Below are 21,041 nucleotides of genomic sequence, written 5' to 3' on the forward strand. Positions count from 1 at the left end.
CCAACCAGTCCAGGCACATGGCGCACAATGACTTCTAAAAATAATCCTGCCCCTGCGGTATCCGAACTGACGCTCACCGCCGCCACGGATAAACCCTCAGTCCCGAAGCCATTGACCAACTCGCGCCCGCTTGCGACCCAGCAGTACCTGTACTTTACCGAGACCAACACCGATCGCATTCTCGACAACCTCGACGGCCTGCGCGATCTGGTGTTCCCCAAGCCGCCGCACCTGGAAGACACCCACGAACTGCATCAGCAGGAGTTTCCCTCGGTATGCCTGATCGGTCTGGGTCGCTGCGGTTCGAACATTGCGCTGGACGTCGCAGAGCTGGTGTACAACGCTCGCAAGTTCTACCTCAACGAGTTCAACAACGAAGACAAGCCCTATGCTGAAAAGGGCTACAGCCCTGCGCAATGGATTCGTAACAACCTGAAACTGGGTGTCGGCAAGGCCACCAAACCGGTGTTTCTGGTCGAGCCTCTGGTGATGCTCGGCGACCTCGACAAAGACATCGCCGGACGTATCCGCTTCTCGCGCAAGGGCGAAAAAAGCGGCTTCCTGCGCGATTACAGCAAAATGAAGATCATGGACCTCTCGGAAGTCCACGCCGGTGGCGCCGGTAACGCGCCGATCCTCGGCCAGTACCTGGCGAAGATCATCCTGAACAAAGACACCCAGCGTTTCTCCAGCCCTGACTGGAAGATGATCCACTCGTACCTGATCGACAGCTGCGGCATCAAGGCCAACCAGTCGCGCCTGTATTTCTCGATCTTCAGCGCCGGTGGCGGTACCGGTTCGGGCATGGCCTCGGAGTTCGGGCTGGCCCAGCAACACTCGTACATGAACAAGACATTCGACACCAAACCGGTGGACGAACACGACAGCAAGAGCGGCCACTCCTTCGTCTTCGAGCCGATCTTCACCAGCGGCATTTGCGTACTGCCGAACATTTCCGATCACCGCAGTGAAATGTCTGAAGCGCTGCACATCAACGCCGGCCGCCTGTTGTGCAAGTACCTGTCGGAAGAATGGGATTTCTCGTACAACTTCGCCAACGAAGACAGCAGTGAAGCCAGCGTCATGGGCCGTATCCGTCCATGGAACGCGATGATGCTGATCTCCAACGACATCATGCGTTACGCCGAAGAGAACGATGACGGCAATATCCAGAACATTGATGTCAATGCCATGGAAAAGCACGCCAACCAGTACATCTCGCAGCAGATCTTCAACATTCTGACGGCCCAGGCGGTCACCACTGACTACGACCAGAACTACTTCCGTCGGGCCGGTATCGATATCGGCGAAACCATTCGCCTGGACGCCAACGACCTGTTCATGAGTCTGGCCGGGCCAGTGGCGATTGCCTACGCCGAGTCTGTGGTGCCAGAACAACCGGCGCCGAGCAGCGACAAGTTCAAGGTGTTCGACAAAGAGCCACAGCGCCTGAACATCGACGACCTGTTCTTCCGCTCCATCGACTTGCCGCACTTCAACAAAGTGACCCAGGCCATCGAAGGCATCAGTCTGTTGCCGATCGAGTCCAAGCGCTATCGTGCGTCGCTGGAGCAATACAAGAACTCGGGTTACGACGCTGCCGCGCTGCATGACCTGCACTTCTTCAAGAATTGCTCGTCGGTGGTGTCGATCGTGTCGCTGCCCAAGGATTACAAGTTGTCCTACATGGACCTGAACCGGTTGAAGACCCACCTCAACAGCCTGTTCCCCAACACCACGCTCAAGCGTTATGCGCTGGTGATCGGCGCCTCGGCCAACCTTTCGCTGACCACCCTGATCGCCAAGAGCCCGTGCCTGTCAGACGATTTCCTGACCTTGATCGTGGCGTTCATCAAGCGCTGCTTTGCGCGCAATCCGTACCGTTTCGATGAAACCCTGGACAACTCGATCCTTGACTTCATCATTCATGAAGACTTCGACGAGGCCAAAATCGACGAGCTGCTCAACGAATTCGAAAACCCGGCGAAGATCCTCGACACCAACTGGTACGCGATCAAGCCGATGTACGAGAAGAAGTACCGCGAGCTGATCAACGACAAAGACAAGTTTGTCTCGATTAACGACATCCGCCTGTCGCGCGATTGCGTGAAAAAGGCCATCAAGTACCTGCGCGAGATCTACCGTCACCGCATCGGCAAGACCAAGGTGATCTCGCTGAATAACCATACGGGCAAGACGGCCTGACCGCGTCACGGCCAATCGCGAGCAGGCTCGCTCCCACATTTGACCGCATTCTTTTGAAGAACTCTGTCACCTGTGGGAGCGAGCCTGCTCGCGATGGCGTCCTCACATCCAGCAAACCTCCAACATCCAGAAACAATTAAGCAGCCATTCGGCTGCTTATTAAACTGTTCCCRTTACGTTTACGTAACCTTCCCCCCGCCTGCCTGTGGCGTTTCTCTACGGCAACCTGCCATCACGCTACTCGGCTACACACTTTTACCCGAACGCCACCAGCACCAAATCAGTGCGCAATTTCAAGACTGCGCCCTTTCCTGGATCAGAATCCACGGTGAAACGACCACTGCCCACAACTCCGGATCACGCTCGAAAAGATCCAGCGCCCGCGTTTCAGAGAGCTTGGCGAGTTTGTCGGCGGCCAGCCAGGCAGCCACTTTCTCGCCTTCGTCCTGGGCAACTGCCTCGGCGGCAGCGATCAAATCCAGGTCGGGATCGACCCACAATAGGGCACCCTTGGCGAAGAACGGTTCGAGTTCCTTCCAGGTAATAGATGCGGTTTCACCAAGCAGCTTGGCATAGAGGGTGCTAGGTTCTTGAGTCATGGGCCCTGTCCGGAATTGAAATCGGCGCAATCATAACGTCGGCGCTCTGGCAGAAAAACCCGGATGCAATAGAGTCATTGATCGRGAACTGCAGGAAAGCAAGGATAGCCGCTGAATCGGGTTACTACGCAGCCAAAATCCCGCCGCAATTCTGTCTTTTTCTTTCAAAAATGCGACACCCTCAGGAATTGCCCCTGAGCGCCAGCTTTCCAAGCGAACAACCGGCGCTCTACACTGTACCGGTACAGTTGCCGGGGGCATTTCCGGGGGATATCCAAGATATCGATCCGGTTCTGTGGCTCAGGCTGCCAGGACTATAAAAAATACAACAGTAAGAGTGGAGCACTATGAATAAGGCTACTAAGCAGATTTCCAAACTGTTTGCCGCTATGGTTCTGGCCGGGGTTGCCAGCCATTCGTTCGCAGCTGACACCATCAAGATCGGCATCGCCGGCCCTAAAACCGGTCCAGTGACCCAGTACGGTGACATGCAGTTCATCGGCGCTAAAATGGCCATCGAGCAGATCAACGCCAAGGGCGGTGTCGACGGCAAGATGCTCGAAGCCAAGGAATACGATGATGCCTGCGACCCTAAACAGGCCGTTGCCGTTGCCAACAAAGTGGTCAACGACGGCGTCAAGTTCGTGGTCGGTCACCTCTGCTCCAGCTCCACTCAGCCAGCGTCCGACATCTATGAAGACGAAGGCGTGATCATGATCACCCCGGCCGCCACCAGCCCGGACATCACTAACCGTGGCTACAAAATGGTGTTCCGCACCATCGGCCTGGACAGCGCCCAGGGCCCTGCCGCCGGTAACTACATCGCCGATCACGTAAAGCCGAAAATCGTTGCCGTTCTGCACGACAAACAGCAATACGGTGAAGGCATCGCCACCGCCGTGAAGAAAACCCTCGAAGGCAAAGGCGTCAAGGTTGCCGTGTTCGAAGGCCTGAACGCCGGCGACAAGGATTTCTCCTCGATCATCCAGAAACTCAAGCAAGCCAACGTCGACTTCGTCTACTACGGCGGCTACCACCCGGAACTGGGCCTGATCCTGCGTCAAGCCAAGGAAAAAGGCCTGAACGCCAAGTTCATGGGGCCAGAAGGCGTCGGCAACGAATCCATCTCGCAGATCGCCCAGGACGCTTCCGAAGGCCTGCTGGTAACCCTGCCGAAGTCTTTCGACCAGGACCCGGCTGGTTTACCAGTGGCACTTTGGCAAACCTAAAACCGAAGTTTCGCCTCAGTAAGGCGTTGCCTGACTGACTGCCAATAAAGCCCACGGCGTGCCGTGGGCTTTGTTTTACGAGGTAATGGGCCGTGCCTCCGTGATCCGGAAGCCTCCCCACCTGAAAATCTCAAAACCGTCATCAGCGGTTCGCTGGCAAACCTCATGTTCGAAGTGGATGCAGATCCACGGGACCTGAGCGGGAAAATGACTCCACCAGTGAAATGCGTATCAGGTTTTTAGGAGCGCAGTAATGCCTGAGATCTATCACTTTTTCCAACAGCTGGTTAATGGTCTGACCATTGGCAGCACGTATGCCCTGATCGCCATCGGCTATACGATGGTTTACGGCATCATTGGAATGATCAACTTCGCCCACGGCGAGGTCTACATGATCGGTTCCTACGTGGCCTTCATCGTCCTTGCCGGACTGGCCATGCTGGGTATCCACTCTCTACCGTTGTTGATGACCGCCGCATTCCTGGCGACCATCGTTGTCACCAGTGCCTACGGCTACAGTATCGAACGGATCGCCTACCGCCCTCTGCGGGGCAGTAACCGCCTGATCCCGCTGATCTCGGCCATCGGCATGTCGATCTTCCTGCAAAACACCGTACTGCTCTCGCAGGACTCCAAGGACAAATCAATTCCCAACCTGATTCCGGGCAGCTTCAGCTTCGGTCCAGGCGGGGCACAGGAAGTGCTGATCTCCTACATGCAGATCCTGGTATTCGTAGTGACCCTGGTGGTGATGCTCTGCCTGACCACGTTCATTTCGCGTTCACGTCTGGGACGTGCCTGCCGGGCCTGTGCCGAAGACATCAGGATGGCCAACCTGCTGGGCATCAACACCAACAACATCATCGCCCTGACCTTCGTCATCGGTGCTGCCCTGGCAGCCGTGGCGGCTGTACTGCTGAGCATGCAGTACGGCGTGATCAACCCGAACGCCGGATTCCTGGTGGGCCTCAAGGCCTTTACCGCGGCAGTTCTGGGCGGCATCGGCAGCATCCCGGGCGCCATGCTCGGTGGCCTGGTGCTGGGGGTGGCCGAAGCATTCGGCGCCGATGTATTCGGTGACCAGTACAAGGACGTGGTGGCTTTCGGCCTTCTGGTTCTGGTGTTGTTATTCCGGCCAACCGGCCTGTTGGGCCGTCCGGAGGTTGAGAAAGTATGATCAGGAATCTTAAACAGGCGCTTTTCAGCGCGCTATTGGTTTGGGCCGTGGCGTACCCGGTACTCGGCCTGAAACTGTCCATCGCCGGCATCAACCTCGAAGTACAGGGTGCCACGACCTCCACGCTGCTTATCATCGCTACCTGCTCGGTGCTGATGTTCCTGCGCGTGCTGTTCGACCGCGAATACACGGCGGCCATGCGCTCCGTGCCCAAAGGTAAATTGATCCCGGCCAGTGCAAGCAATTTCCTGACCCTGCCCAGCACCCAGCGCTGGGTCATCATGGGGTTGATCGTCATCGCGCTGGTCTGGCCGTTCTTCGGCTCGCGCGGTGCGGTGGATATCGCCACGCTGATTCTGATCTATGTGCTACTAGGCCTGGGCCTGAACATCGTGGTTGGTCTGGCGGGTCTGCTCGACCTGGGCTGTGGACCGAACGGTATCAGCAACATTCCCAAACCGTCGCTGTTCGGCCTGAGCTTCGAGAGAACGGCCGCCGAAGGCATGCAGACCTTCCACGAGTTCTTCGGCCTGACGTACAACCCGGTCAGCAAGGTGGTTTTCCTCTACCTGGTCGCGCTGCTGCTGGCGCTGTTCGCGCTGTTCGTGATCAACCGTCTGCTGCGCATGCCGATCGGCCGTGCCTGGGAAGCGTTGCGTGAAGACGAAATCGCCTGCCGTGCCCTGGGCCTGAACCCGACCGTGATCAAGCTGTCGGCCTTCACCCTGGGTGCCTGCTTCGCCGGTTTTGCCGGTAGCTTCTTTGCCGCGCGCCAGGGTCTGGTCACGCCGGAGTCGTTCACCTTCATCGAGTCGGCCACCATCCTCGCCATCGTGGTGCTGGGCGGCATGGGCTCGCAACTGGGCGTGGTCCTCGCGGCTGTCGTGATGATCCTGTTGCCCGAGCTGATGCGTGACTTCAGCGAATACCGCATGTTGATGTTCGGCGCCTTGATGGTRCTGATGATGATCTGGCGTCCTCAAGGTCTGCTGCCCATGCAACGTCCTCACATGGAGCTGCGTAAATGAGCAGAGAGATCCTGAAAGTAGAAGGCCTGAGCATGCGCTTTGGCGGCTTGCTCGCGGTCAATAGCGTTGCCCTGAGCGTGAAAGAGAAACAGGTGGTGTCGATGATCGGCCCTAACGGCGCCGGCAAGACCACCGTGTTCAACTGCCTGACCGGTTTCTACAAGCCCACCGCTGGCACTATCCAGCTCAACGGTGAAGCGATCGAAGGCCTGCCCGGCCACAAGATCGCCGGTAAAGGCGTGGTGCGGACGTTCCAGAACGTGCGGTTGTTCAAGGAAATGACCGCCGTGGAAAACCTGCTGATTGCTCAGCACCGGCACCTGAATACCAACTTCCTGGCGGGTCTGTTCAAGACGCCGGCGTTTCGCCGCAGCGAACGCGAGGCCATGGAATACGCCGAGTTCTGGCTCGACAAGGTCAACCTCAAGGAGTTTGCCAACCGTCCGGCCGGCACCCTGGCCTATGGTCAACAGCGCCGCCTGGAAATCGCCCGTTGCATGATGACCCGTCCAAGCATCCTGATGCTCGACGAACCGGCTGCCGGCCTCAACCCGCGGGAAACCGACGACCTCAAGGCGCTGATTGGCACCCTGCGTGAAGAGCATAACGTCACCGTGCTGCTGATCGAACACGACATGAAACTGGTCATGAGCATCTCCGACCATATCTTCGTGATCAACCAGGGCACGCCTCTGGCCAACGGTACGCCGGAACAGATCCGCGACAATCCTGAAGTGATCAAAGCCTACCTGGGGGAAGCGTAAATGCTGCAGTTCGAAAACGTTTCCACCTTCTACGGCAAGATCCAGGCCCTGCACAGCGTCAACGTCGAAGTCCGTCAGGGCGAGATCGTCACGCTGATCGGGGCCAACGGCGCCGGCAAATCCACCCTGCTGATGACCCTGTGCGGTTCGCCGCAAGCCCATAGCGGCAGCATTCGCTACATGGGCGAAGAACTGGTCGGCCAGGACTCCTCGCAAATCATGCGTAAAAGCATCGCCGTGGTCCCGGAAGGTCGTCGGGTGTTTGCCCGTCTGACCGTGGAAGAAAACCTCGCCATGGGTGGCTTCTTCACCGAGAAGGGCGATTACCAGGAGCAAATGGACAAGGTCCTGGGGTTGTTCCCGCGACTCAAGGAACGCTTCAACCAGCGCGGCGGCACCATGTCGGGTGGCGAGCAGCAGATGCTTGCCATCGGCCGGGCGCTGATGAGCAAACCCAAGCTGCTGCTKCTCGACGAGCCGTCGCTGGGGTTGGCGCCGATCATCATCCAGCAGATCTTCGACATCATCGAACAGCTGCGCAAGGATGGTGTGACGGTGTTCCTGGTTGAACAGAATGCTAACCAGGCGTTGAAGGTTGCCGACCGTGCCTATGTGCTGGAAAACGGCCGGGTGGTGATGCAAGGCACCGGTGCAGYCCTGCTGAGCGACCCTAAAGTGCGCGACGCCTACCTGGGCGGCTAAGCACTGCTGCAACAAAAAACGGCCCGTGTGGGAGCGAGCTTGCTCGCGATGTGGGGCTGACAGTCAACGTTGATGTTGCCTGACAGTCCGCTATCGCGAGCAGGCTCGCTCCCACATTTTTTTGTGTGAACCGATTTTTTTTTGTCGCGCTGTAACGAACTCGAATGACCTTTCTCTAGAGGGGTAAGCAAGCACCAACGCTTACTTGAACCCACCCCTTGTTTGGAGAAACACCATGACTGCTACCACTCGCACCCTGTCCGCTGCCGCCCTCGCCCTGGCCTTGGGTTCCGCCCTGAGCATCGCGGCTCTGCCAACCACTGCCCACGCCGCCGCCACTGACATGGAAAAATGCTTTGGCGTCGCCATGAAAGGCAAGAACGATTGCGCCGCAGGTGCAGGTACTACCTGCGCGGGCACCTCGAAAGTCGACTACGAGAGCAACCACTTCAAACTGGTGCCAAAAGGCACTTGCGAGAAGACTGCCAGCCCGACCTCACCGACCGGCTTCGGTCAAATGGCCGCCTACAAAACCAAGTCGTAATCCCTCCTCCGCCTGAGTGTTGATGATGACCACTTCAGCGCTGCACACCGTACATCCTCACACTCAGGCGTTGGCGTCCGAGCTCCCGCCCCGCGCGGGGCTGGGGCTCAAGACCGAGCACTTTGGCGCAGTACTCGATACTCGCCCGGACATCGGCTTCTTCGAAGTCCACGCCGAAAACTACATGGTGGCCGGCGGCCCGTTTCAGCATTTCCTGGGTTTGATTCGCGAGCAGTATCCGCTGTCGCTGCATGGCGTCGGTCTGTCGATCGGCGGCGAAGGACCGCTGAACACCGAGCACCTTGCCCGACTCGCCGATCTGATCGAACGCTATCAACCCCAGTCCTTTTCCGAACACCTGGCCTGGTCGAGCCACGGCCCGGTGTTTCTCAATGACCTGCTTCCATTGGTCTATAACAAGTCAACACTGCTGCGTGTCTGCGAGCATATCGACCAGGTCCAGCAGCATCTGAAACGCCCCATGCTGCTGGAAAACCCGGCGACTTATGTGCAGTTCCAGCACTCCAGCATGGAAGAAGCCTGCTTCATCACTGACGTCATTCGCCGCACCGGCTGTGGTTTGCTGCTGGATGTGAATAACGTCTATGTGTCTTRCATCAATCATCAGCGCGATCCGCTGGAGTACCTCGACGCATTGCCGTTGCATGCCGTGGGCGAGATCCATCTGGCCGGATTTGCCGAAGACACTGACAGCCTCGGCGATCGCCTGCTGATCGACGATCACGGCGCCCCCATCGATAACGCCGTGTGGGCGCTGTACACACGTGTTCTTGAGCGCGTCGGGCCGGTGGCCACGCTGATTGAGCGCGACAATCAGGTGCCGGCATTTTCCGTGCTGCAGGCCGAAGCCCGTCAAGCCGATGAATTGCTGGGTTACACCGGGGTTCGCCGATGAGCACTCAAGCCGATTTCGCCGCCGCCCTGCTTGATCCTCGACGGCCCTGCCCTGACGGTTTGTTCAGCGCTAACGGCGCGGACCCGGTTAGCCGCTTCACGGTGTACCGCAACAACGTGCAGAGCTCGTTGATCAACGCCTTGGCCGACAGTTATCCGGTGGTTTCGCAGTTGGTCGGAGAAGAGTTTTTTCGGGCCATGGCCCAATTCTATGTACGGGATTTCCCACCGAGCAGTGCGCTGATCAATGACTACGGCTGTGACTTCGCCAGTTTCATCGAGCACTTTGCACCGGCCACTTCAGTGCCGTATCTCGCGGACGTCGCACGCCTGGAACGCTTGCGGGTGATGGCCTATCACGCGGCAGATGCCAACGCCGTCGAGCCTGCGCAGATTGCTGCGGCATTGGCGGCTCCCGAAGCGCTCGCCCAGCTACACATTCATCTGCATCCCTCAACGTTCACGCTGAGTTCGCCGTACGCCACCGTTGCGCTATGGGCCGCCCACCAAGCTGACACACCGCCCCGGGACCTTGAGCCGTATCGCCCGCAAAGCGCGCTGGTGCTGCGCAATGGCCTGGAGGTTGAGGTCTTTGCGATTGACGTCGGCACTGCAACCTTCATCCACAGCCTGCAAAACAACCGCCCTTTGGGGCAAGCGGTAGCCGACGCCCTGGACGCCACCCCGGCGTTTGACCTGAGCCAGTGCCTGGCGCTGCTGATCGGCCATAACGCCATCATCCACCTGCAACACGACAAGGTATCGCCATGACCACCCGCACCGAACACCCGAACGCCATCACCCACCTGATCGAACGGATCATCGAACTGTTCGAGAGGATCCCCCACAGCCTGATCGCCTTCGTTGCACGCTTCTCCATTGCCGCGGTGTTCTGGAAGTCTGGTCAGACCAAGGTCGAGGGACTGGCCATCGATCTGTTCGACGGCACCTTCCAGCTCGGTATTCCGCGCCTCGCGGACTCGACCATTCCGTTGTTCCAAAGCGAATACCACGTGCCGCTGCTGTCCCCGGAACTGGCGGCGCACATGGCGGCCTTCGCCGAGCATTTCTTCCCGATCCTGATTCTCGTCGGCTTCGCTACACGCTTCTCGGCCCTGGCGTTACTGGGCATGACGCTGACCATTCAGACTTTTGTCTACCCGGACGCCTACCCGACTCACGGCACCTGGGCGGCGATTCTGCTGTACCTGATGGCCAGAGGTCCGGGCGTGCTGTCGATCGATCACCTGATCGCCAAACGCTAAGCCCTTGTAGCAGCTGCTACAGCCGATCCAGTGCTTCGCCGCTGCGCTTGAACCACCTCATCAGGTAATCGGCCAATACCTGCGTGCGCTTGGGCAAGCCGCCCTGATACGGGTGCACCAGATACATCGGCATGCTGCGGGTCTGATAGTCGCGCAGCAGCCAGCGCAAACGGCCATCGGCCAGTTCAGCCTGCAACAAGTAAGAAGGCAGGCGCGCAATCCCCGCATGGGCAAGCGCAGCCTTCTTCAACAGGTTGTAGTGGTTGCTGGCGAACGGCCCCGAGACCCGCACCCGCAACAGTTCATGTTGCTGGTGATACAGCCACTCTTCCCGGCCGCTGTAATGGCTATTGAGCAAGCAACGATGATCGACCAGCTCCGCCGGCGTCTGCGGCTCACCAAACTGCTCAAGATAAGCCGGGCTGGCGCAGGTCATCTCGTGCCAGGCCAGCAGCGGTTTGGCGACCATTCGCTCGTCGTTGGCCACCTCTGAACGAATCGCCAGATCGAACCCGTCTCGTGACAAGTCGCGGTAACTGTTGTTCAGTTCAAGTTCGATCTGTACGTCGGGGTACTCTCGGGAAAACTCCAGCAGCAACCCATCGAAAAAGGTCTCCCCCAGCGACACCGGGACCGTCATCCGAATCGGCCCTGCCATATCGTCCTTCAACCGTGCCAGGGCCTGTCGCGCCCGCTCTACCTGAATCACCAGTGCCTGCGCTTGCGGCAACAACGCCGCACCGGCCGCCGTCAGGCTCAAACGCCGTGTGGTTCGCTGCAACAGCACTACGCTGAAACGTGCCTCCAACTGACTGATGCGCTTGGACAACTGCCCCTTGCTACACCCCAGTTGCTGCGCTGCCAGCGTGAAACTGCCGGCCTCGATCAACACGGCAAACGCCGCCAGATCATCCATTTCGCTCATGGATTGTTTCCATTTGAAAACCAAAGGTTGCCCATTAGCACGCTTATCAATAAAAAAAACCACACTAAACTGAAACCACATTCACCCACTTGAGGATTCGCACGATGAAAATTCTTCTGATTGGAGCCTCCGGCACTGTCGGCTCGGCCATTGAYCGGGAACTGTCCCAGCGCCACAAAATCATTCGTATCGGTCGCAAGAGTGGTGACTTCCAGGTCGATATCAGTGACAGCGCCTCGATCCACAAGCTGTTCGAACAGACCGGCAAATTCGATGCGCTGATCTGCGCCGCCGGCAGCGTCAACTTCGTGCCGCTGGCAAACATGACCGAAAAAGACTTCGAACTGGGCTTGCGAGACAAGCTGATGGGCCAGGTCAATCTGCTGTTGATCGGCCGGGATTTTGCCAATGACGGTGCGTCGTTCACCTTCACCACCGGCATTCTCAGCCACGATCCGATTCGTACCGGCAGCTCGGCATCCATGGTCAACGGCGCCCTGGACAGTTTCGTTAAAGCGGCGGCTATCGAATTGCCACGCGGTCTGCGGATAAACGCGGTCAGCCCTAACGTATTGGTTGAAGCCATGGGCAGCTACGCACCGTACTTCCGCGGATTCAAACCGGTCCCAGCCGCCGATGTGGCGCTGGCCTACGCGAAAAGTGTGGAAGGCCTGCAGACTGGCCAGATCTACAACGTCGGCTGAGAGCAAGGCGTTTTACAGGAGGGCAGGTGCACTGCAGGGTTGTGATGAGCGGTCAGCCTGAGTAACGTGGCGGCACTTGTCTGGAGACCCAACGATGCGTGCTGCCCGTTCCCTGATGTTTGTCGCCCTGCTTCCTGTATTCGCCGGTTGCCAGTTGCTGCAGAGCCAGCCTGAGAAACCGTCCATGGCGGGCCTGACCCGCATGCAGGGCGAACTCAGCATGAACAATGGCAAGCTGATGTTTCAGCCGTGCCAGGAAAACAAGCTGTATGTCGTCAATGACGCCGGCAGCACCAGCATCCTGCAGGAAGCCGCAACACTGGCAGGCCCGCAGCACAAGGTTTTCGCTGACGTGCGCGGCCGGGTTGCCACCGGCAAATCAGCGGATGCGGGCGCCCAGTTCGACGTGCAGCAGCTATACCGCGTCGAGCGCTCGAGCGCGGCCTGTGAAGACCCCAACTTCCAGCGACTGATCCTGCGTGCCAGCGGCAACACGCCCGACTGGAACGTCAAGGTCAACACCAAGGGCATGGTGGTCGAGCGCGCCGGCCAGCCAGCGTTGGCCTTGCCGTTTCTGGAAGAACAACTCGGTGACGGGCGTTTCAGCCTCAGTAGCGAAGCCAATGACCAACACGTTGAACTCTGGATCGCACCACAACGCTGCGTCGACAGCACCCGTGGCAGCGTTCAATTCATGAGCGCCGAGTTGCGGGTCAACGGCCAGGTACAACGTGGCTGCGCGTATTTCGGCGGCTCGCGTAACGACTGATTCGACAGGATGCTGTTTTAGCCTCACCGGAACGGGCCGTTGAGGCTTATAATCGCCGGTTTGTGAAACGCCTTTGGCGCAGTTGTGCGCCCCCGCGAACCGGACCCCGTCATGTTACGAATCACCGAACTCAAGTTGCCGATCGACCATCCCGAAGAAGACCTGCGGCCTGCCATCGTGCAACGCCTGGGCATCGCCAGTGATGACCTGCTCGATTTCACCTTGTTCAAGCGCAGCTACGACGCGCGCAAAAAATCTTCCGAATTGTGCTTCATCTACACCATCGACCTTAGCGTGCGCGATGAGGCGAAGTTGCTGCACAAGTTCGCCGATGACCGTAACGTCAATGCGGCGCCGGATGTCAGCTACAAGGTCGTTGGCCAGGCTCCGCAGGATCTGAGCCAACGGCCGGTCGTGGTCGGTTTCGGCCCGTGCGGGATTTTCGCCGGGCTGCTGCTGGCGCAGATGGGCTTCAAGCCGATCATTCTCGAGCGCGGCACGGAAGTGCGTCAGCGCACCAAGGACACTTGGGGTCTGTGGCGCAAAAGCGTGCTGAATCCTGAGTCCAACGTGCAATTCGGTGAAGGCGGCGCGGGGACATTCTCTGACGGCAAGCTGTACAGCCAGATCAAGGATCCCAAGCATCACGGCCGCAAAGTCCTGCACGAATTCGTCAAGGCCGGCGCGCCGGAAGAGATCCTCTACGTCAGCAAACCGCACATCGGTACGTTCCGTCTGACGGGCGTCGTCGAAAACATGCGTGAGCAGATTCGCGCGCTGGGCGGTGAAGTACGCTTCCAGCAAAAAGTCACTGACGTGCTGATCGAAGACGGCCAGTTGACCGGTATCGAGCTTGCCAGCGGCGAACAGATCCACTCGAAACACGTGATTCTTGCCCTCGGCCACAGCGCCCGCGACACCTTCCGCATGCTCCACGGCCGTGGCGTGTTCATGGAAGCCAAGCCGTTTTCGGTAGGTTTCCGTATCGAACACCCGCAATCGCTGATCGACAGCGCGCGCCTGGGCAAATACGCCGGTCACCCGAAACTCGGTGCCGCCGACTACAAACTGGTGCACCACGCCAAGAACGGACGCTCGGTCTACAGCTTCTGCATGTGCCCGGGCGGTACTGTGGTGGCGGCGACTTCCGAACCGAACCGTGTGGTAACCAACGGCATGAGCCAGTATTCGCGTAACGAACGTAACGCGAACTCCGGGATTGTTGTGGGCATCACCCCGGAAGTCGACTATCCGGGCGGCCCATTGGCCGGGATCGAGTTGCAGGAGCGTCTGGAGTCCCACGCCTTTGTGCTGGGTGGCAGCAACTACGAAGCACCGGCGCAACTGGTCGGCGATTTCATCGCAGGCAAGCCGTCGACGGCGCTGGGCAGCGTCGAACCCTCCTACAAACCCGGGGTTGCACTGGGCGATCTGGCGCTGGCCTTGCCGGCGTTTGCCATCGACGCCATTCGTGAAGCCTTACCGGCCTTCGAGAAGCAGATTCGCGGCTACTCGCTGCACGACGCGGTGCTGACCGGGATCGAAACCCGCACCTCTTCGCCGCTGCGGATTACCCGTAACGAGTCGATGCAGAGCCTGAACGTCAAAGGCCTGTTCCCGGCCGGTGAAGGCGCCGGTTATGCCGGTGGGATCCTGTCGGCGGGTGTCGACGGGATTCGCATTGCCGAAGCGGTAGCGCGGGATATTCTCGRTATCGAAGCCTGACACACAACACAAAACCCTGTGGGAGCGAGCCTGCTCGCGATAGCGGCGGATCAGTCAACATCTCTGTTGAATGTTAATCCGTCATCGCGAGCAGGCTCGCTCCCACAGGAATGTTCAGCGTCTGAGCGATCTCAGATGTTTGCGCGCAACACACTGCTCGGCAGCGGCTCACCGCGCTCGGCACTGGCCGCAACGGCCGCGATCAGGCTACTCAACTCATAACCCTGGGCCTTCAGCCAGTCCTGATTGTAATAGGTGGTCGCGTAACGTTCGCCGCTATCACACAGAATCGCCACGATCGAGCCACTCTCCCCCGCTGCCACCATCTGCTGCGCCGCCATCAAGGCGCCGATCAGGTTGGTCCCGCTCGAGCCCCCCACATGCCGGCCCAGACGCTGCGCCAAATAATGCATGGCCGCCAGCGACAACGCATCCGGCACCTTGACCATCGCATCGATGACCTTCGGCAAGAACGACGCCTCGACCCGCGGCCGGCCAATGCCTTCGATCCGCGAACCACAATCCAGGCGCAAGCTCGCGTCGCCGGTCTGGTAGTACTCGAAGAACACCGAACGCTCGGCATCGGCGCACAACACGCGGGTGCAATGCTGGCGATAACGCACGTAGCGCCCCAAGGTCGCGGTGGTGCCGCCCGTTCCAGGGCTGGAAATCAGCCAGCTCGGTTCAGGATGACGTTCGAAACGCATTTGCTGAAAAATCGACTCGGCAATGTTGTTGTTGGCTCGCCAGTCGGTGGCGCGTTCGGCATAGGTGAACTGGTCGATGAAATGGCCATCGTGCTCCCGGGCCAGACGCTCGGACTCGGCGTAGATCTGTGTCGGGTCCTGCACCAGATGGCTTTTGCCGCCATAAAAGGCGATCTGCGCGATCTTTTCCTGAGACGTGGTGGCCGGCATCACGGCAATGAACGGCAAACCGAGCAAGCGCGCGAAATACGCCTCGGAGATCGCCGTCGAACCGCTGGACGCCTCGATCACCGGTGCTCCCGGCTTGAGCCAGCCATTACACAGCGCATAAAGGAACAGTGAGCGCGCCAACCGATGTTTGAGGCTACCGGTGGGGTGACTGGATTCATCCTTGAAGTACAACTCGATACCCGGCAATCCCGGCAGTGGCAAAGGGATCAGGTGCGTATCGGCGCTGCGCTGGAAGTCGGCTTCGATGATCCGGATGGCTTCGCGAGCCCACTGACGGTTGTCGCTCATGGTCTTTTTCTCATTGAATCGAATAGGCGTAGGAAAACCTGGCGGTGACAACAGGCAATGGATTGACCTTGTCGAAAGGCTCAATCAACAAGCTTAGGAAAAAACCTGCATAACGCACAGGTACAGCTGAGGCCCAATACGCCAGCCAACTGCTAGGCTCAGGCCGGGTCCGGGAGTCCTCGTTGTAACGGTATATAACAAAAAAGAATATAACTTTTGTTTTAACAACTAACCGTACGGGTTAGGGTGGTCCACCTTTTGAATCGATAGATGGAGAGCGACCTTGCCTCTGCGTAGCACTTTCACGCGTTTCTTTCAGTTGGAAGCTGCCAGCGGTCTGTTATTGATTGCCGCCGCCGCCCTTGCCCTGATCATCAACAACTCACCGCTGTCCTGGCTCTACAACGRCCTGCTGGACACTCCCGTGGTCGCCCAGATCGGCGCCCTGAAAATCGCCAAACCGCTGTTGTTATGGATCAACGACGGCCTGATGGCGATGTTCTTCCTGTTGATCGGCCTTGAGGTCAAACGCGAAATCCTTGAAGGCCACCTGTCCAAACCGTCGCAGATCGTCCTGCTCTGGTGGCGTTGGTGGCGATGAATCGGCTAGGCGTGGTCAAGCTCGGTCCCTACATGATCATTGGCCTGATTCTATGGGTGTGCGTACTCAAGAGCGGCGTCCACGCCACGCTGGCCGGTGTGACCCTGGCGTTCTGCATTCCGCTACGCACGAAAAACGCCGAGCCTTCTCCATTGCTAAGCCTGGAGCACGCGCTGCACCCTTGGGTGGCCTTTGGCATCCTGCCGTTGTTCGCTTTCGCCAATGCCGGCGTTTCACTGGCTGGCGTTAACCTTGAGAGCTTCACCCACCACGTACCGATGGGCATTGCTGCCGGTTTGCTGCTGGGCAAAACCGTTGGCGTCTTCGGCCTGACCTGGCTCGCCGTGAAGATAGGCATTGCAGCCCTCCCCGCTGGCGCCAATTGGGGCCAGGTACTCGGCGTGGCAATCCTTTGCGGTATCGGTTTCACCATGAGTCTGTTTGTCGGCTCCCTGGCCTTTGTGCCGGGCAGCAGCGAATACGCCGGCATGGACCGCATGGGCATTCTCACTGGCTCGATCCTCGCCGCATTGATCGGTTACGTAGTAACCGCAGCGGCCAGTCGCAAGAGCATCAATAGTGCGCCCTGAATAGCCGGATTTATTACTGAGTTCACACAGCCAAGGTGTGCTGTAGTGGTCTAACAAAACAATCAGCCAAAAACACAAAACCCCGACCAGTTACCTGATCGGGGTTTTGTTTTAACCGCGTAAAACTTAGTGCGAAACGCGGCTGGTGCCACCGACGGTGGAAATGCGCACACGCTCGCCAACACGGAATACTTCGTTTGGCTGAACTTCCTGAACGTAGGCGCGCATGCTGCCGTCGTCTTCGCGAACGGTGATTTCCACGCCTTGGGTACGGGTCACGCCTTCTTCGATGGCAGAACCTGCCAGGCCGCCGGCCACTGCACCGATCACTGCTGCGACGATACTGCCTTTGCCGCCACCCACGGAGCTGCCGGCAACGCCGCCAACGGCCGCACCAGCTACACCGCCGATCGGGGTTTTGGTGCCTTCGATTTTCACCGGACGCAGGGATTCGATGGTACCCATACGGATCGTCTGCACCCGACGTGCTTCGTCACGGGAGTAGGAGTCACCGGTCAGGTTCGATTGGCAACCGGTGAGCAACATCGCCATCGTAGAAAAAGAAGCAACCAGCAAAACAGACTTACGCATAGCATCAACTCCAAAGGACAGGTATTCATTAAACTCCGCAGCTTGACGCCTGTCACGGCACCGCCCGGATAAAATTGGTTTCATTCAGGTGCAGTACAGTCGCACTTGAGAACTCATCACACAGTAGCGCCAAATTCCAGAATCTGCGCCATTGCATCAAGGATTTCCATGGATTACTTCATCATTGTCGCCACCACCGTTGCCGGGCTGTACTTCCATTGGTGGCTGTACGTGAGGATCAAACGCTGGATGGACCGTGATCTGGCGCTGGCACTTGCCGGCAATGACGAGCGGAAAAAGGCGTTCATGCTGCAACAATTGGCCATTGCCCGGCAGCAGAATATCAAACGTCAGGACCTGCCACAGTGGCTGGAGGCGGCGGCTGCCACCTACCCCACTGTGTAGCCGGTTTACGGTGCCAGGCGCTCGCGAGTCCAGTCCGCGCCTTGCAGACGATAGTTCAGACGGTCATGCAAACGACTCGCCCGACCTTGCCAGAACTCGATGCGTTCTGGCAACAAACGATAGCCGCCCCAATGTTCCGGGCAATGCGGCTGGCTATCGCTGAAGCGCGCTTCAGTGACTTTGAGCAGCCCTTCCAACTCGGCACGATCGGCAATCACCTGACTCTGCGGAGACGCCCAGGCCCCCAGGCGACTGCCCAGCGGCCGTACCTGGAAATAGGCATCGGATTCCTGCGGCGTGACCTTCACCACCCGACCCTCGATTCGCACCTGGCGCTCAAGGGTCGGCCAGAAGAAGGTCATGGCAGCAAACGGATTGCCCGCCAGCTGCTGACCCTTGGCACTGTCGTAGTTGGTGAAGAAGGTAAAACCCTGATCATCAAGCCCCTTGAGCAACAGGATCCGGCAATGCGGGCGACCGTCCTGATCAACCGTGGCCAGGGTCATGGCATTCGCCTCGACCGGAGGTTGTTCGGTATTCACCGCCTCGGCAAACCACTGATGAAACAGCGCGAATGGCTCGGCCGGGGCCTGAGCCTCGGTCAAACCATCGCGAGTGTAGTCACGACGCATATCAGCCAGAGTCCGGGGCATAGCGTTTTCCTTGTGCTTGATCAGTCAGTTGCTGGCCGATTACTGGCCGCTGGTGCTTTTTTCTGCAGTGTCCGCTTTGGCTGCAGCTGGCTTCTTGGCTGGCTGTTTTTTGGCCGGAGCTTTCTTCGCCGGAGCCTTTTTCGAGACAGCGCCTTTCTTCTTCGACGTTGCTTTTTTCGCGGCCACAGCTGGTGCTGCGGGCTTGGCGGGCTGCGCTGCAACCATTTCCACCGGTGGTGGGGTCGGCTGGCTGTACTTGTTCAGCAATGCCAGCATGGTGGTGCGCTGGGTCAGCATGATTTCCACGCGACGGTTCAAGGCACGGCCCTGGGCGCTGTCATTGGCGGCGCGCGGCATCAAGCTGCCCATGCCACGCAACATCAGACGATCACGCTTCAAACCACTGAGGCTGAAGATCGACGCAACGGAAGTCGCACGGTCCTTGCTCAGTTGTTGAGCGTCGGAAGTTGTGCCCACAGCGTCGCCGTGGCCAAGTACCAGGACGGCAGCCTGGTTGTCGGGCTCGACCAGCTTGGCGATCTTGGTGAACTGCCCAAGGGACGATGGCAGCAGCATGGCTGGACGTTTCGGGTTAAAAGAGTCATCCACTGGCACTACGACCACCAGCACGTTCTCACGACGTTCAACCTGCATGTGGCCGTCCTGGACCGCAGACCGCAAGCGTGGCTCGTAGCTGTCCAGCCAGGCCTGGGTGATTTTCGGATCAGGCATTGGCACATCTTTGATGTCGGCCTTGGTGATAGCCTTTGGCTGGTCGCCGAACGGCCACCACCATTTGCTTTCGCTATCGGCTTTGGCTGCTGCGGCAGCTGAAGAACCTGGAACTGTAGCCGGGGTGGTTGGCGCAGCAGCACTTGCGGTCGATTTGGCCTTCGCGGCTGCAGCGTCTTCAGCGGCCTTCGCGTCCGGTTTGGCAGCGGCTTTGTCCGTAACCTTGTCCGAACCGGAACCGAATGACCACCAGTGGCCCCCGTCTGCATCATTTTGTGGGGTTTGCGCGCAACCGGTAATGCTGAGACACAGTGCCAAGGCTAGAGATTTGTTCAGTGACATGGGGATATCCACAAAATGAGATAAGAAGCTGTGGGCCGCTACGACCCGTATAAAACAGACGCTTTGAAACTATAGAAGCCACAGGGTTCCGTCCTGCGACCATTGGGCAAGTTTTTTTCAAAAAAATGCCTTGAAGCTACCCTTTACAGACAGGCGGCCAAAACCCGCACAAGCTTCTGCGCGCGTGGATCCATCAACACGTAGGGTCCAAGGGTGTTGGTCACAAAACCGAAGGCCACATCACGTTCCGGGTCAGCGAAACCGACGGAGCCACCAGCACCCGGATGACCAAACGCTCGAGGGCCGAGGCCAAAGGTCGCGTTGGGTACATCCGGTTGATCGAGCATACAACCCAGACCGAAACGGGTCCGGGTCAGTAAAGTTTTGTCTTCGCCCAGGCTGTGCTCGCGAGTCAGTTCCTGGAGCATCTCGCTTTCCAGCAGGCTGCCATCGAGCAGACCGCTATAGAACCCGGCCAGGCTGCGGGCATTGCCGTGGCCATTCGCTGCCGGTTGTTGCATACGACGCCATTCCGGCTTGTTGGTACTGGTCATGATCGATGGCGGGTTGGTAAACGCCAGAGTGGTCATGGCCTTCGGCTCACGCATCGTCACTTGCAGCAAGCGCTGGGCCGCCGCATCGCCGACATTGCCCTTGCCACGTGCGATGTGCGCCACGCGATGGAACTCTTCATCTGCGAGGCCGACATGGAAATCCAGCCCCAATGGTCGTGCAACACGTGCCACGATCGACTCGCCCGGACTACGGCCATCGGCGCGGCGCAGCAATTCCCCGACCAGCCAGCCATAAGTGATCGCCGCATAACCATGGCCTTCACCAGGCGTCCACCAAGGGGCTTCGGCGGCCAGCGCGTCGACCATGGTTTGCCAGTTGTAGAGTGCCTCTGGTGGAAGCAATTCGCGCAAGGCCGGCAGGCCGGCCTGATGGCAGAGCAACTGACGCAAGGTGATCGCTTCCTTGCCGGCAGCGGCGAACTCCGGCCAATACCTGGCGACCGGGGCATCGAGCTGCAACTTGCCTTCGGCGACCAGTTGCAGGGCGGTCACCGCGGTAAAGGTCTTGGTGCAGGAGAACAGGTTGGCAATGGTGTCGCTGTGCCAAGCCTCGTGACCGTCCTTGTCGGCAGTACCGGCCCAGAGGTCGACGACGGTTTCACCGCCAATTTGAATGCACAGTGCCGCGCCACGTTCCTGGGGATCGTCGAAGAGTGCTGCGAAAGCTTCACGCACCGCTTCAAATTTAAGCTCGTAATGACCTTGAATCAGCACCCGTAACTCTCCGAAAAAACGTTTCGACACAATGACCTGCATTGTTCCAGCCCTTGAGCGA

Annotated in this window: 20 protein-coding genes and 2 pseudogenes; 15 read left to right on the forward strand and 7 right to left on the reverse strand. The window is 58.7% G+C overall.

Annotated features, from left to right (window positions below):
* The first annotated feature begins 27 nt into the window (after positions 1–27).
* Positions 28–2,205, forward strand: a complete 2,178-nt coding sequence (locus AC1DH9_RS08895; protein WP_427530159.1) for a hypothetical protein — start codon at positions 28–30, stop codon at positions 2,203–2,205.
* Between the two features lie 293 nt (positions 2,206–2,498).
* Here AC1DH9_RS08895 and AC1DH9_RS08900 read toward each other — a convergent pair whose 3' ends face one another.
* Positions 2,499–2,804 carry a DUF2288 domain-containing protein gene (locus AC1DH9_RS08900; protein WP_427536864.1) on the reverse strand — a complete coding sequence of 102 codons (306 nt, stop codon included), beginning with the start codon at positions 2,802–2,804 and terminating at the stop codon, positions 2,499–2,501.
* A gap of 347 nt (positions 2,805–3,151) precedes the next feature.
* On the opposite strand from AC1DH9_RS08900, the pseudogene AC1DH9_RS08905 reads away from it, so the two are divergent.
* The 9 genes and pseudogenes from AC1DH9_RS08905 to AC1DH9_RS08945 all read left to right on the forward strand — a co-directional run.
* Positions 3,152–4,003 (forward strand): annotated as a pseudogene (locus AC1DH9_RS08905) (high-affinity branched-chain amino acid ABC transporter substrate-binding protein); the annotation flags it as partial.
* A 283-nt stretch (positions 4,004–4,286) separates the two neighbouring features.
* Positions 4,287–5,210 carry a high-affinity branched-chain amino acid ABC transporter permease LivH gene (livH, locus tag AC1DH9_RS08910; RefSeq protein ID WP_427533551.1) on the forward strand — a complete coding sequence of 308 codons (924 nt, stop codon included), beginning with the start codon at positions 4,287–4,289 and terminating at the stop codon, positions 5,208–5,210.
* On the forward strand, positions 5,207–6,238 hold the full coding sequence (gene livM, locus AC1DH9_RS08915; protein ID WP_477808058.1) for a high-affinity branched-chain amino acid ABC transporter permease LivM: 1,032 nt from the start codon (positions 5,207–5,209) through the stop codon (positions 6,236–6,238). Before livH ends, livM begins: the two co-directional genes overlap by 4 nt.
* Positions 6,235–7,002 carry a high-affinity branched-chain amino acid ABC transporter ATP-binding protein LivG gene (gene livG, locus AC1DH9_RS08920; RefSeq protein WP_054596017.1) on the forward strand — a complete coding sequence of 256 codons (768 nt, stop codon included), beginning with the start codon at positions 6,235–6,237 and terminating at the stop codon, positions 7,000–7,002. The genes livM and livG overlap by 4 nt, the downstream gene beginning before the upstream one ends.
* Positions 7,003–7,704, forward strand: coding sequence for an ABC transporter ATP-binding protein (locus tag AC1DH9_RS08925; protein WP_477808059.1), 702 nt, complete (start codon positions 7,003–7,005; stop codon positions 7,702–7,704). It abuts the gene before it with no gap.
* Positions 7,705–7,939: 235 nt separating this feature from the next.
* Complete coding sequence (locus AC1DH9_RS08930; RefSeq protein ID WP_427536868.1) at positions 7,940–8,248, forward strand: BufA1 family periplasmic bufferin-type metallophore; 309 nt, start codon at positions 7,940–7,942, stop codon at positions 8,246–8,248.
* A gap of 22 nt (positions 8,249–8,270) precedes the next feature.
* Entirely contained in the window at positions 8,271–9,164 is an 894-nt protein-coding gene (gene bufB, locus AC1DH9_RS08935) for an MNIO family bufferin maturase (protein ID WP_477808060.1), read from the forward strand.
* Positions 9,161–9,934, forward strand: a complete 774-nt coding sequence (locus AC1DH9_RS08940; RefSeq protein ID WP_427536872.1) for an HvfC/BufC family peptide modification chaperone — start codon at positions 9,161–9,163, stop codon at positions 9,932–9,934. Before bufB ends, AC1DH9_RS08940 begins: the two co-directional genes overlap by 4 nt.
* Positions 9,931–10,428, forward strand: a complete 498-nt coding sequence (locus AC1DH9_RS08945) for a DoxX family protein (RefSeq protein ID WP_427536874.1) — start codon at positions 9,931–9,933, stop codon at positions 10,426–10,428. The genes AC1DH9_RS08940 and AC1DH9_RS08945 overlap by 4 nt, the downstream gene beginning before the upstream one ends.
* A 16-nt stretch (positions 10,429–10,444) precedes the next feature.
* Here the strand turns inward: AC1DH9_RS08945 and AC1DH9_RS08950 are convergent, their stop codons facing one another.
* Positions 10,445–11,353: a LysR family transcriptional regulator gene (locus AC1DH9_RS08950; RefSeq protein WP_427536876.1), complete on the reverse strand. Its 909-nt coding sequence runs from the start codon at positions 11,351–11,353 to the stop codon at positions 10,445–10,447.
* A gap of 104 nt (positions 11,354–11,457) precedes the next feature.
* On the opposite strand from AC1DH9_RS08950, the gene AC1DH9_RS08955 reads away from it, so the two are divergent.
* The 3 genes from AC1DH9_RS08955 (at position 11,458) to AC1DH9_RS08965 (ending at position 14,551) form a co-directional block, all read left to right on the forward strand.
* Positions 11,458–12,057: a short chain dehydrogenase gene (locus AC1DH9_RS08955; protein WP_427536878.1), complete on the forward strand. Its 600-nt coding sequence runs from the start codon at positions 11,458–11,460 to the stop codon at positions 12,055–12,057.
* A 94-nt stretch (positions 12,058–12,151) separates the two neighbouring features.
* Entirely contained in the window at positions 12,152–12,826 is a 675-nt protein-coding gene (locus AC1DH9_RS08960) for a COG3650 family protein (protein WP_427533540.1), read from the forward strand.
* Between the two features lie 111 nt (positions 12,827–12,937).
* Positions 12,938–14,551, forward strand: coding sequence for an NAD(P)/FAD-dependent oxidoreductase (locus AC1DH9_RS08965; protein ID WP_477808061.1), 1,614 nt, complete (start codon positions 12,938–12,940; stop codon positions 14,549–14,551).
* A 131-nt stretch (positions 14,552–14,682) separates the two neighbouring features.
* Here the strand turns inward: AC1DH9_RS08965 and AC1DH9_RS08970 are convergent, their stop codons facing one another.
* Positions 14,683–15,777 carry a PLP-dependent cysteine synthase family protein gene (locus AC1DH9_RS08970; protein WP_427536882.1) on the reverse strand — a complete coding sequence of 365 codons (1,095 nt, stop codon included), beginning with the start codon at positions 15,775–15,777 and terminating at the stop codon, positions 14,683–14,685.
* Positions 15,778–16,060: 283 nt separating this feature from the next.
* Here AC1DH9_RS08970 and AC1DH9_RS08975 point away from each other — a divergent pair.
* Positions 16,061–16,968 (forward strand): annotated as a pseudogene (locus AC1DH9_RS08975) (Na+/H+ antiporter NhaA).
* Positions 16,969–17,094: 126 nt separating this feature from the next.
* Here AC1DH9_RS08975 and AC1DH9_RS08980 read toward each other — a convergent pair.
* Positions 17,095–17,559: an outer membrane lipoprotein gene (locus tag AC1DH9_RS08980; RefSeq protein ID WP_427533534.1), complete on the reverse strand. Its 465-nt coding sequence runs from the start codon at positions 17,557–17,559 to the stop codon at positions 17,095–17,097.
* Positions 17,560–17,727: 168 nt separating this feature from the next.
* Between AC1DH9_RS08980 and AC1DH9_RS08985 the strand changes: the two genes are divergently transcribed.
* Positions 17,728–17,964 (forward strand): hypothetical protein, encoded by a 237-nt coding sequence (locus AC1DH9_RS08985; RefSeq protein ID WP_427536886.1) that lies wholly within the window; start codon positions 17,728–17,730, stop codon positions 17,962–17,964.
* Positions 17,965–17,969: 5 nt separating this feature from the next.
* Here the strand turns inward: AC1DH9_RS08985 and pdxH are convergent, their stop codons facing one another.
* The 3 genes from pdxH to AC1DH9_RS09000 form a co-directional block, all read right to left on the reverse strand.
* Positions 17,970–18,617 carry a pyridoxamine 5'-phosphate oxidase gene (gene pdxH / locus AC1DH9_RS08990; RefSeq protein WP_427536888.1) on the reverse strand — a complete coding sequence of 216 codons (648 nt, stop codon included), beginning with the start codon at positions 18,615–18,617 and terminating at the stop codon, positions 17,970–17,972.
* 39 nt (positions 18,618–18,656) lie between these two features.
* On the reverse strand, positions 18,657–19,691 hold the full coding sequence (locus AC1DH9_RS08995) for an OmpA family protein (RefSeq protein WP_427536890.1): 1,035 nt from the start codon (positions 19,689–19,691) through the stop codon (positions 18,657–18,659).
* A 143-nt stretch (positions 19,692–19,834) separates the two neighbouring features.
* Positions 19,835–20,980, reverse strand: a complete 1,146-nt coding sequence (locus AC1DH9_RS09000) for a serine hydrolase domain-containing protein (RefSeq protein WP_429539816.1) — start codon at positions 20,978–20,980, stop codon at positions 19,835–19,837.
* Positions 20,981–21,041 lie beyond the last annotated feature (61 nt).

The sequence above is a fragment of the Pseudomonas sp. 05T35 genome (assembly GCF_056396605.1).

Bases quoted from the DNA above. Each gene is read 5' to 3' on its own strand.
- AC1DH9_RS08895 (WP_427530159.1), top strand. From the start codon at position 28: ATGACTTCTAAAAATAATCCTGCCCCTGCGGTATCCGAACTGACGCTC.
- AC1DH9_RS08945 (WP_427536874.1), top strand. From the start codon at position 9,931: ATGACCACCCGCACCGAACACCCGAACGCCATCACCCACCTGATCGAA.
- AC1DH9_RS08960 (WP_427533540.1), top strand. From the start codon at position 12,152: ATGCGTGCTGCCCGTTCCCTGATGTTTGTCGCCCTGCTTCCTGTATTC.
- AC1DH9_RS08985 (WP_427536886.1), top strand. From the start codon at position 17,728: ATGGATTACTTCATCATTGTCGCCACCACCGTTGCCGGGCTGTACTTC.
- AC1DH9_RS08900 (WP_427536864.1), bottom strand. From the start codon at position 2,804: ATGACTCAAGAACCTAGCACCCTCTATGCCAAGCTGCTTGGTGAAACC.
- AC1DH9_RS08930 (WP_427536868.1), top strand. From the start codon at position 7,940: ATGACTGCTACCACTCGCACCCTGTCCGCTGCCGCCCTCGCCCTGGCC.
- livH (WP_427533551.1), top strand. From the start codon at position 4,287: ATGCCTGAGATCTATCACTTTTTCCAACAGCTGGTTAATGGTCTGACC.
- pdxH (WP_427536888.1), bottom strand. From the start codon at position 18,617: ATGCCCCGGACTCTGGCTGATATGCGTCGTGACTACACTCGCGATGGT.
- livG (WP_054596017.1), top strand. From the start codon at position 6,235: ATGAGCAGAGAGATCCTGAAAGTAGAAGGCCTGAGCATGCGCTTTGGC.
- AC1DH9_RS08940 (WP_427536872.1), top strand. From the start codon at position 9,161: ATGAGCACTCAAGCCGATTTCGCCGCCGCCCTGCTTGATCCTCGACGG.
- AC1DH9_RS08980 (WP_427533534.1), bottom strand. From the start codon at position 17,559: ATGCGTAAGTCTGTTTTGCTGGTTGCTTCTTTTTCTACGATGGCGATG.
- AC1DH9_RS08995 (WP_427536890.1), bottom strand. From the start codon at position 19,691: ATGTCACTGAACAAATCTCTAGCCTTGGCACTGTGTCTCAGCATTACC.
- AC1DH9_RS08950 (WP_427536876.1), bottom strand. From the start codon at position 11,353: ATGAGCGAAATGGATGATCTGGCGGCGTTTGCCGTGTTGATCGAGGCC.
- AC1DH9_RS08970 (WP_427536882.1), bottom strand. From the start codon at position 15,777: ATGAGCGACAACCGTCAGTGGGCTCGCGAAGCCATCCGGATCATCGAA.